The 12,105-nt window shown below is 74.8% G+C and carries 1 protein-coding gene; it reads left to right on the top strand.

Annotation, left to right across the window (positions count from 1 at the left end):
• Positions 1-8: 8 nt before the first annotated feature.
• A complete protein-coding gene (locus IEZ27_RS55020; protein ID WP_268246084.1) occupies positions 9-12,104 on the top strand; it encodes an amino acid adenylation domain-containing protein in 12,096 nt (4,031 codons plus the stop codon).
• Position 12,105 lies beyond the last annotated feature (1 nt).

Here is a 12,105-nt window from a genome sequence, read left to right as displayed (position 1 = left end):
GGAGGCTCATGGAGCACAACGAGCGCGTGACGGAGACGGTCGTCCGACTGCTGGCCGAGGTGCTGCCCGGCGGCGCGGACCTGACCCCCGACGCTTCACTCAAGGACAGCGGACTCGACTCGATCTCCGCCGTACGGGTGTGGTTCGAGATCCAGCGGGAGTTCTCGCTCGACTTCCCGGTCGAGCGGCTGGGCGGCTGCGGGACACCGGCGGAGCTGGCCGAGCTGATCACCGAGCTGATCGCCGAGGCGGCCGGGACGGCGGAGGGCACGGTCCCGGCCGGGCCGGTGATCGAGGCGGCCCCCGGCGAGCGGCACGAGCCGTTCCCCCTGACGCCCCTGCAGCAGGCGTACGTCATGGGCGCGGACGAGGACGCCACCCCAGACCCGGTCGGCTGCCAGGTCTACCGCGAGTTCGAGGTGCCCGGCGTGGACCCCGAGCGGCTGCGCGCCGCCTGGCAGCGCGTCGTCGACCACCACGACGCCCTGCGCCTGGAGCTGGGCGACGACGGCAGCCAGCGGGTGCTGGAGCGGGCCCCCTCCTGGGACCTGCCGGTGGACGAGCCCGGCGCCCGCGAACGCCTCGCCCACCGGCGTTACGAGCCCGGCGTCTGGCCGCCGTTCGCCGTCGAGGTCACCACGCCCGGAACCGTGCATTTCGGCATCGACGCGAGCGTGACCGACGGTCGCGGGCTCGACGTGCTCATGCGCGACTGGTGGCACTGCTACCGCGACCCCGGACATCGCCTGGAGGAGGCCGGTCACTCCGTGCGCGACTGCCTGCTGGCGCTGGAGGCCCAGCGGCGCGGCCCCCGCCACCAGGAGGACCTGGACTACTGGCGGGAGCGCCTGACGGACCTGCCGCCCGGCCCCGCCGCCCGGACGCCGGACGGGTCGCCGCGTACCGCGCTGACCGGCTCGCTCACCGCCGCCCAGTGGAGCGCCCTGCGCGCCAGGGCCGCCGAGCTGGACGTCTCGCCGACCGCCCTCGTGCTCACCCTGTTCGCCGAGACGGTCGGCAGGGGCGAGGACTGCTCCCTCGCCGTCACCACGACCGGCCGCGCCTGGTTGCCGCGCGAGGTGGACGAGGTGGTCGGGCCGTTCACCGGCACCGCCGTGTTCGCCGTGGAGAGCACGCTCGGCGAGCCGCTGGAGGAGGCCGTCCGCGAGGTGCACCGGCGGTTGTGGCGCGACCTCGGCCACGCGGCCGTCCCCGGCGTGACCGTCATGCGGGAGCTGCGCGCGCGTACGGCGCTGCCCGTCGTGTTCACCAGCCTGCTGGACGCCCGGCCCGACGAGGCCGTGCCGCCGGTGTCGTACGCGCTGAGCCAGACCTCAGGCGTCGCGCTCGACCACCAGATGTGGGAGCTCGACGGCGAGCTGCGGCTGCGCTGGGACCTCGTGCCCGGCTGCTTCGCGCCCGGCGAGCCGGAGGCGCTGTTCGCCCGCTTCACCAACGCGCTGCGTGCTCTCGCGGCCGACACCGGCGAGGCGGAGACCCGGCCGCTCAACGAGCTCCAGAAGGCGTACTACGTGGCCCGCGCGGGCGGCTCGTGCCGGTACGACGGTTGCCAGGTCTACCACAGCTTCCACGTCCGCGACCTGGACCGGGACCGGCTCGAACGGGCCTGGCTGCGGCTGGTGGCGGCCTACGACGCGCTGCGCTCGGAGGTCACCCACGACGGGACGCTACGGGTCAGACCGCGCGCGCCGGAGAACTGGAACATCCCCGAGACCGGTGGGGCCGATGACGAGCAGCCGGCGTCGGCGGAGCGGACGGCGTCGGCGGAGCGGACGGCCGAGGAGATGGCCGGGCGGGCCTTCCCGCTGGGCCGCTGGCCGCAGTGGGAGCTGCGGGTCAGCGGCGAGACGGTGCACGCGGCCGTCGACCTCACGGTGCTCGACGGGCGGAGCATCCACATCGTGCTGCGCGAGCTCTTCAGGCTCTACGCCGACCCCTCCGCCGACCCACGCCCGTCCCCTGCGGTCGGGGCGTCCGACGAGGCGGGGCCGTCCGTCGAGGCGCGCCCGTCCGACGAGGTGGGGGGCGCTCCGGCGGGGCCGCGTGGGGATGGGTACTGGCAGGAGCGCTTCCGCGACCTGCCGCCCGGGCCTGAGGTGGCGACGACGCCCGCGCGTCGCGTCCGGCTGAGCGGCAGCGTCGCCGCCGTCTCCGACGAGACCGTCTTCGCCGCCCTGGCCGGCGCGCTGGGCAGGCGGTTCCCCGACCCGTTCAGCGTGTCCGTGGTGCGCTGGACCGCCGAGTCCGAGCCGCTGCGCCCCGGCGAGTTCACCGCCCTGAGCTGGGTCACCGACGAGGAGTCCTACCCGGACCGGATCGCCGCCGACGCCGCGAACGGCGCCCTGACCGGCCTGGCCACCCTGCGCGGCCACGTCATGCGGGAACGCCGCCACCGCGCGTACGCCTTCCCCGTCGTCTACACCAGCACCCTCGACCTGACCGCGTACCCGCTGCCGGACGGCGTCGAGGCCGGGCCGTGGCTGACCTACACCCCGGACGTCGCGCTCGACTGCATCGTCATCAGGGAGGGTGACCGGCTGCACTACCACTGGGACGCGCTGGAGCCGGAGTTCCCCGACCTCGCCGAGCTGTTCGCGGCCTTCGAGGACCGGCTGCGCCCGGCGCACCGGCTGTTCGAGCGGCAGGCCGCCGCCCGGCCCGACGCGGTCGCGTTGCGGCACGCCGGCGGCACCATGACGTACGGGGAGCTGAACCGCCGCGCCAACGCCGCCGCCTGGCGGCTGAAGGAGCTGGACGTGGGGCCGGGGACGGTGGTCAGCGTGCGCCTGTGCCGCGGGCCGGACATGGTGGCCGCCGTCCTCGGGATTCTCAAGGCGGGCGGCGCGTACCTGCCCGTCGAGCCGTCGCTGCCGGACGAGCGGGCCGCCGTCATGCTGGACGACGCCGCCGCCCGGATCGTGCTCACCCGCGCGGAGACGTCCGGCTGGGCCATGCCCGACGGCGTGCGCGCCGTCGAGCTGGACGACAGCGAGGACGACGGCACGGACGACCGCGGCGACCCGCCCCTCGTCAACACCGTGGACGACCTCGCCTACGTGATCTTCACCTCGGGCAGCACAGGCAAGCCCAAGGGCGTCGAGGTCAGCCACCGGCCGCTGCTCAACCTGCTCGACTGGTGCTACCGCACGTTCGACTTCGACGAGTCCGACGTCGGGCTCTGCGTCACCTCGCTCGGCTTCGACCTGTCGGTGTTCGACATCTTCGGCCTGCTCGGCCGGGGCGCCTCGCTCTACATCGCCGACGAGGGCCAGCAGCGTGATCCCGAGCTGCTGCTGGACGTCCTGATCGACGAGCCCGTCACGTTCTGGAACTCCGCGCCCACGACGCTCAACCAGCTCGCCCCGCTGCTCGCCGAGCGGCAGGGCGAGCGGGGCACCGGCGACCTGCGGCTGGTCTTCCTCAGCGGCGACTACACGCCGCTGCCGCTGCCCGACGCCGTACGCGCCACCTTCCCGCGGGCGCGGGTGGTCAGCCTGGGCGGCGCGACCGAGGCCACCGTCTGGTCGAACTGGTACGAGGTGGGGCAGATCGACCCGTCGTGGCGGAGCATCCCGTACGGGCGGCCGATCGACGATGCCCTCTACCACATCCTCGACGAGGACCGGCGGCCCTGCCCGGAAGGGGAGGAGGGCGACCTGTACATCGGCGGCCGGTGCCTGAGCCTCGGCTACCGCAACCAGCCCGAGCTGACCGCCGAGCGGTTCGTGCCGGACCCGTTCGCGGGCGGTCGCATGTACCTGACCGGCGACCGGGCCGCGCTGCTGCCCGACGGGAACATCACGTTCCTCGGGCGGGCCGACAACCAGGTCAAGATCCGCGGGTTCCGGGTCGAGCTGGGCGAGATCGAGCACCGGCTGCGGCAGCACCCGGGCGTACGGGACGTCGTCGTCCTGGCCCGTGACGACCGCTCGGGGGAACGCAAGCTGGTCGCGTACGTGATGGCCGAGGGCGCGGAGCCCGACGTCGGGGAACTGCGCACGCACGCGGCCGGGACGCTGCCGGCGTACATGGTGCCCAACCATGTGGCGTTCGTGCGTACGTTCCCGGCCACCTCCAACGGCAAGCTGGACCGCGACGCGCTTCCCTGGCCGCTCACCGCCCAGGCGCCCGACCCTGTTCCCGAAGCCGAGCCCGAGCCCGAGGGCGTGGGGGAGGAGGTGGTGACGGAGATCGCGGAGCTGTTCGCCGAGCTGCTCGGGGTCGAGGAGGTCGATGCCGAGCAGGACCTGTGGGACCAGGGCGTCACGTCGTTCACCATGGTCCAGGTCTCCAAGGCGCTGCGGAAGCGGTACGGCCGGCGCGTCCCGGTGGCGCTGCTCCTGGAGAACCCGACCGTCATGGGCATCGCCGCCGTCGCGGGCGCCCCCACCGGGCCCCCCGCCCGGAAACAACCGCCCGAGAGACGTCCCGTCGAAGAGCCCGCCGTCTCCGAAGAGCCCGCCGTGCCCGGTGAGGTGGACTTCTTCTCGGCCGAGGACCGGGAGGCGTTCAAGGCGGGACGGTGGAACCTGCGCCCGCTGGAGCCGGACGCCACCCTCATCCGGCTGGACCGGATCGACGTGCCCGAGGAGCACTTCGCGTGGCGGGCCAGCGTACGCGACTTCGGGCCCGGCTCGTTGCCGTACCGGTCGTTGTGCCGGCTGCTCAGCCTGCTGCGCGAGCGGCGGCTCGGCGACCGTGCGCGCCACCTGTACCCGTCGGCCGGGGACACGTACGCCGTGCAGGCGTACCTGCACGTCACCAGGGGCGCGATCGACGGCGTCGCCGAGGGCGTCTACTACTACAACCCGAACGAGCACGCCCTCCAGCTGGTGAACGCCCGCCCCGAGAACGACCGTTCCGTGCACTTCGTCTACAACCGCGACCTGTACGACCGCGCAGGCTTCACCCTCTACCTGATCGGCCAGACCAAGGGCATCGAGCCGCTGTACGGCGAGCAGAGCCTGCGCTACCTGACCCTGGAGGCGGGCTACCTCGGGCAACTCCTGATGACCGGCCAGGCGGCCTGCGGCATCGGGCTCTGTCCCATCGGCGACGTGGCCTTCGACCGCATCCGCGACCAGTTCGACCTCGACGAGGGCCACCACTTCCTCCAGGCGTTTCTGGGCGGCCCCGCCGACCACGCGACCGGCGGCACCGCCCCCACGTTCGCCCCTGCGACGGCGGCCGAGCCCGTCCCCGCGACCGCGACCGCGCCCGGCCCCGCGACGCGGCCGGCCGGGCTGGCCGTGATCGGCATGGCCGGGCGCTACCCCGGCGCCGACGACCTGGACGGCTTCTGGCACAACCTGCGCACCGGCGCCCGCAGCCTCGGCCCGAACCCCAGAGGCGAGCGCCCCGGAGGCTACCTGGAACACATCGACCGCTTCGACAGCCTGCGCTTCCACATCTCGCCGCAGGAGGCCGTGACGCTCGACCCGCAGCTCCGGCTGCTCCTGCACAGCGTCTGGGAATGCCTGGAGCACGCCGGGCACACCCCCGCCTCGCTGCACGCGACCGCCCCCAGAGTGGGCGTCTTCGTCGGCTCGATGTGGCACGACTACCAGCACGCGGGCGCCGCCGCCTGGCGCGCGGGCGGCCCGGCGGTGGTCTCGGCGACCGCGTCCGACATGGTCAACCGCGTCTCGTACTTCTTCGGCTTCACCGGGCCGAGCATCGCCGTGGACACCTCGTGCTCCTCCACGCTGACCGCCCTGCACCTGGCCGCCCAGGCCATCCGTACGGGCGACTGCGACGCGGCCGTGGTCGCGGGCGTCAACCTGCTCGCCGACCCCTACCACGCCGGGCTGCTGGCCGGGCTCGGCCTGCTGGCCGAGGAGGCCGGGGCCGCCGCGTTCGACGCCGACCGGCCGGGCTGGACCGTGGGCGAGGGCGTCGGCTCCTTCCTGCTGCGGCCCGTCGCGGACGCCGTCCGGGCGGGGGACGACGTGCACGGCGTGGTCGAGGCCACATGGGTCGCGCACACCGGACGTACCGGGCGTTTCACCGCGCCGAGTGCCACGGCCATGGCCGAGTCCATGCGCCAGGCGCTGGACCGGGCCGGCGCCGGACCCGGCGACATCTCCTACGTCGAGTGTGCGGCGGCCGGCGCCGCCCTGGCCGACGCGGCCGAGGCGGAGGCGCTCACCGAGGTCTTCGGCGCACGCGCCGAGCCGGTCGCGGCGGGCACGCTCAAGCCGAACATCGGCCACCTCGAAGCCGCCTCCGGAGCCTCCCAGCTCGCCAAGGTGCTGCTCCAGATCCGGCACGGACGCCTCGCGCCGACCCTCCTCGCGGAGCCGCCCACCGACGCGGTCACCGTGCCCGAGGAGCCGCGGCCGTGGACCGGCGAGCGGCGCCGGGCGCTGGTCAACGCCTTCGGGGCGACCGGCACGCACGCCCACGCCGTCGTCCGCGCGCCCCTGCCGGAGGAGTCCCCGGGTGGTGTGCCCGGCGACGGGCGGGAGCACGCCGTGCTGGTCTCCGCCGCGACCGGGGAGCAACTCGTGACCGCGGTCCGCCGCCTCGCCGCCGGGACCGCCGAGGCCGGAGCGGCCTCCGGGGCCGGGGAGCCGGGGCTCGGCCGGGTCGCGTACACCACGCAGACCGGGCGCGCCGCGCTCGCGCATCGGCTCGCCGTCGTCTGCCGGGACGTGGCGGGGCTGCGCGAGGGGCTGGAGGCGTTCGCGGCGGGCAGGGCGCATCCGTCCGTGCTCACCGGCGACGCCGCTCACCCCGGCGGGGGTACGGAGGAGGCCGAGGCAGCCGCCGCCTGGGTGGCCGGGCAGGAGGTCGACTGGGAACGGTTCTGGCCGGAGCCGCCCGGACGGGTGGCGCTGCCCGCCGGTCCGTCCGAGGGGGAGCCGTACTGGATCGAGCGGGCGGAGCCGGTCGCGGCCCGGGTCGAGACGGGGGAGATGGAGGAGTACCTCAAGGGCGTCTACGCCGAGGTCTCGGGCATCGACGCCGACCGGCTGGGGGTGCGGGTGCCGCTGGAGCAGTACGGGCTGACGTCGTACCAGATCGGCCTGCTCAACGCGCGGCTGGAACAAGACCTTGGGGAACGGTCGCGGACGCTCTTCTTCGAGCACGGCGACCTCGCCGGGGTCGCCGCCGCCCTCTCCGCCCGAACCCCCGCCCCACGCCCCGAGCCCTCCGAGCGACCCGAGCGACCCGAGCCCTCCGAGCAGCCCGCGAGCCCTGGACGGCCGGGGCCGGGAACCACCGAGCCTGACGACGACGGCGCGGTGGCCGTGATCGGGATCGCCGGGCGTTACCCCGACGCCCCCGACCTGGCGACGTTCTGGGAGAACCTGGCGGCCGGGCGGCACTCGCTCTCCCGCGTCCCCGACGGCCGGACCCGCGACGGCTGGCCCGTGGACCTGATGTGGGGCGGCTTCCTCGACGGCGTGACCGACTTCGACCCGCTGCTGTTCGGCATCACCCCGCGCGACGCGGCCCTCATGGACCCGCAGGAACGCGTCTTCCTGGAGGTCACCTGGGAAGCCCTGGAGGACGCCGGCTACCCCCGCACCCGCCTGCGCGACCGGCACGGATCGAACGTGGCCGTCTACGCGGGTGTGATGTACAACGAGTACCCGTTCTTCGGCGTCGAGCAGAGCCTGCGCGGCACGCCCCAGGACACCGGCGCGACCCTGGGCGGCGTGGCCAACCGCGTCTCCTACCACCTGGACCTCAAGGGGCCCAGCATGTCGGTCGACACGATGTGCTCGTCGTCGCTGGCCGCCCTGCACCTCGCGGTACGGTCGCTGCGCCAGGGCGAGTGCGAGCTGGCCATCGCCGGCGGCGTCAACCTCAACCTGCACCCGAACAAGTTCGTCCAGCACGCCCGGATGCGGCTGACGGCCGGCGACCGGCGCTGTCACAGCTTCGGTGCGGGCGGGGACGGCTTCGTGCCCGCCGAGGGGGCCGGGGCCGTCCTGCTCAAGCCGCTGTCCAGGGCGAAGGCGGACGGCGACCGCATCCACGCCGTGATCAGGGGCACCGCCGTGGTGCACTCGGGCCGTACGAACGGCTGGGTGGTGCCCAGCCCGGTCGAGGAGGGCGAACTCGTCGCCCGCGCGCTCGCCGACGCGGGGGTGGACCCCGCCGGCATCGGCTACCTGGAATGCCACGGCGCGGGCACCGCGCTCGGCGACCCCATCGAGATCAACGCCCTCATGCGGGTCTTCGGGCAGGCGGGGGCGGCTCAGGGGAGCATCCCGATCGGGTCGGTCAAGTCCAACCTCGGGCACGTCGAGTCGGGCGCCGGCATCGCCGGGCTCACCAAGATCGTGCTCCAGCTCCGGCACCGGCGGCTGGCGCCGTCCCTGCACGCCGACGAGCTCAACCCGGACATCCGCTGGGACGAGATCCCCTTCCGCGTGCAGCGCGAGGCGGCCGACTGGCCCGAGGGGCCCGGCGGCGCGCCCCGGCGGGCGGGCATCAGCTCCTTCGGCGCCGGCGGCACGATCGCACACGCGGTGCTGGAGGAACCCCCACCCCCTGAGGCCGGTGCGGGCGAGGCGGGGGCGCAGTTGGTCGTGATGTCGGCGCACGACGAGAAGCGGCTGCGCGTCATGGCCGGGCGGCTGGCCGCGCACCTGCGCGCCACGCCCGAACGCCTCGCCGACGTCGCCCACACCCTCCAGATCGGACGCGAGCCGCTGCGCGAGCGGCTCGCGCTGGTCGCCACCGAAGTGGGGGAGCTGTGCGAACGGCTGGAGCGGTTCGCCCGGTCGGAGCCCGCCGACATCCTGCACGGCCGCGTACGCCCGGCCGCCCCACCCCTCGTGCGGCCGGACGACCTGCTTGAGCTGGGACGGCACTGGGTGGACGGCGGCGACGTGGACTGGACGCCGCCCCCGGGCGCCCGCGTGGTGGGGCTGCCGACGTACCCGTTCGACCGGATGCGGTGCTGGCCCTTCGAACCGGCCGCGTCCCCCGAGCCGATCGGTCCCGAGCCGACCACCTCCGAGCCGCTCGGTCCTGAGACGCCGCTTTTCGAGCGGGTTTGGACGGCCTGCGACCGTCCCGCGCCCGACCCCGGCACGCTGGGCGGCGGCGGCGTGGTGTGCCTGTTCAACGACGCCTCGGAGGAGCTGGCCCGGTCACTGGGCGAGCAGGTCGTGCTCATACGCGAGGGTGACCCGGTCCCGGACGGGTTCACCGGCTGGATCGACCTGTGCGACCTGGGCGAGGCCCACCCGGGCCGCGAGCTGGAACGGCTCGCCACCCTCCAGGACGCCCTGGCCAGGCGGCAGCCGCTCACGATCCTGCACGTCACCAGCGGCCTGCTGGACCTCGACGGCGCCCGGCCGAGCCTGGCGGGGGCGCGGATGGCGGGGTTCGTACGGATGCTCGCCGCCGAGTACCCGACGGTCAAGGCCACCGTGCTGGACAGCGACCGGCCCTCTGCCCCGCAGATCCGGGCCGAGTGGGCGGCCGACGAGCCGTACGGGGAGGTCTGTCACCGGGACGGCGGACGTTTCCGTCCCGGTCTGCGGGAGTTGCCCGCGCCGTACGCGGAGCCGGACCTCGACCCCGAGGCCGTCTACGTCGTGAGCGGCGGAACCAGGGGCCTGGGCGCGCTGGTGGCCCGCCACCTGGCCGGACGCGGCGCGCGGCGGCTCGCCCTGCTCGGCGTCCGGCCGCTGCCGCCGCGCGACCAGTGGGACGGCTCCGGCGAGGAGTCCGTCGCCACCGTCCTCGGCCTGGAACGTATGGGCGCCCGGGTGGTCGTGCACACCGGGCCGCCGTCCGGGCTGGCCGCCTTCCTGGAGGGCGTACGGCGCGAGCTGGGACCGATCGGCGGCGTCGTCCACTGCGCGGGACGTTCCAGCCAGGGCCGCCCGTCGCTGGCCCACAAGTCCCAGGACGACCTGCGTGCCGTGCTCGCGCCCAAGGCCGACCTCCTGGAGGCGCTGGACGAGGCGTGCGCGCAGGACCGTCCGGCCTTCTTCGTCACCTTCTCCTCCGTCTGCGCCGCCGTGCCCGCCCTGGCCGCCGGGGTCGCGGACTACGCCGCCGCCAACACCTTCCTCGACCTCTACACCGGGGTCGGGCGGCGGTCCGGGCGGCCGGAGTTCCGTTCGGTCGACTGGCCGCAGTGGCGGGAGTCCGGCGGCGCGCGCGGGAAGCCGAACGTCTGCGAGCCCGTCGGCCTCGCGGCCCTCGCCGACCGGGACGGGCTGCGCGTGCTGGACCGGGTGATCGGGCTCCCGCGCGGCGCGACCGTGTTGCCGTGCCCGCCGGCCGGGGCGGAGGTGGACGTACCGGCGCTGGTCAGGCTGCCGGAACGGGCCGAGCGCCGTACGGCCCCCGAGCCCGCGCGGGACGCCGGATCTGCGGGGCCCGACTGGCTGGCCGTCCTGTTCTCCGAGACGATCGGCATCCCCGTGAACGCGCTGGATCCGGCGGCGGAGTTCGGTGACCTCGGGGTGGAGTCGGTGATGCTGGCCGAGCTGGTGCAGCGCATCGAGGAACGGCTCGGGGAGAGCCTGGAACCGTCGCTGCTGCTGGACCATCCGACGCTGGACCAGCTCCGCGACCACCTGGGCCTCCCGGACGAGCCCACCCAGGCCACACCGGAGCCTGCCCCGGAGAGCGTCCCGGAGCCTGCCCCGGAGGTCGTCGCCGTCGAAGCGTCGGCTGAGGACCGCAGGATCGCGATCATCGGGATGGCCTGCCGCCTGCCCGGCGCTCCCGACGTGGCCGCGTTCTGGCGGAACCTGGTCGCGGGCCGGTGCGACGTACGCGAGGTGCCCGCCTCCCGGTGGGACCACCGCGAGTTCTACAGCCCCGAGCCCGCACTCGGGCGCAGCGTCAGCAAGTGGGGCGGCTTCGTCGAGGGCATCGAGGACTTCGACAACGACTACTTCGACCTGGGCGAGGACGAGGCCCGCGCCCTCGACCCGGCGATCCGCCTGTTTCTGGAGTGCTGCGCCGCCTGCCTCGCCGACGCCGGATACCAGCCCGCCGAGCTGCGCGGACGCCGCGCCGGTGTGTTCGCCGGCGCCCGCATGTCCGACTACGGGCGGCGGGTCGGCGTGCGGCCGGGCGGGCTCGCCTCCGACCAGAACTTCATCGCGGCCAGGGTCGCCCACCACTTCGACCTGCGCGGCCCGAACCTCGTCGTGGACAGCGCCTGCTCGTCCTCGCTGGTCGGCGTGCAGCTCGCCGCGCAGAGCCTGCTCGCCGGGGAGGCCGAGGTCGCCCTGGCGGGCGGTGTGGAGGTGCTTCTGGACGAGAACGACTACCTCCAGCTCAGCGCGGCCAAGGCGCTGTCGCCCACCGGCCGGTGCCACACGTTCGACGAGCGCGCCGACGGGTTCGTGCCGGGGGAGGGCTGCGGGGTCGTCCTGCTCAAGCCGTTGCGGGCGGCGCTGGCCGACGGCGACCGGGTGCACGCGGTCATCGAGGCGGTCGCCGTGAACAACGACGGCCGCACCATGGGCGTCACCACGCCCAACCCCGAGGCCCAGGCCGACGTGGTCCGCCGGGCCCTCGCGGCGGCCGGTCGCGCCCCCCACGAGATCGGCCTGATCGAGGCGCACGGCACCGGCACCCTCATCGGCGACCCCATCGAGCTGCGCGCCCTGACGCGGGTGTTCGGCGAGGGCGGCGACCCGGGCACGTGCGCGATCGGCAGCGTGAAGAGCAACATCGGGCACACGCTCAGCGCGGCCGGGATCGCCGGGTTGATCAAGGCGGCGCTGGCCGTCGAGCACGGGCGGATCCCGCCGACGTTGTCGTGCGAGCGGCCCAACCCGCGCTTCGACTTCGGCGCCTCGCCCTTCGAGCCCGCCACCGAGACACGGGAGTGGCCCTCGCCGCGGGTCGCGGGCGTGAGCTCGTTCGGGCTGGGCGGGACGAACGCGCACCTCGTACTGAGCGAGCTCGATCCGCGGCTGCGCGCGCGGCGGGAACGCGAGCCCGCGCCCGCGCCGGTCTTCCGGCGCAGGCGGCTCTGGCTGGAACGCGACCCCGCCCCGGCCCTCACACCTGATCCCGGGCCCGACCCCGGGCCGCCGGACGACGCCGGCTCGCTGCTCGACCTGCACATCACCACGGGGAGGCGCTGAC

The sequence above is a fragment of the Nonomuraea spiralis genome (genome assembly GCF_014648435.1).
GTDB lineage: Bacteria > Actinomycetota > Actinomycetes > Streptosporangiales > Streptosporangiaceae > Nonomuraea > Nonomuraea spiralis.
Note: the sequence above shows the minus strand (reverse complement) of the source record. Positions and strands in the feature narration are given on the sequence as shown.

What these genes read in the sequence shown, in the direction of transcription:
- IEZ27_RS55020 (WP_268246084.1), top strand. Translation starts at nt 9, where the DNA reads ATGGAGCACAACGAGCGCGTGACGGAGACGGTCGTCCGACTGCTGGCC.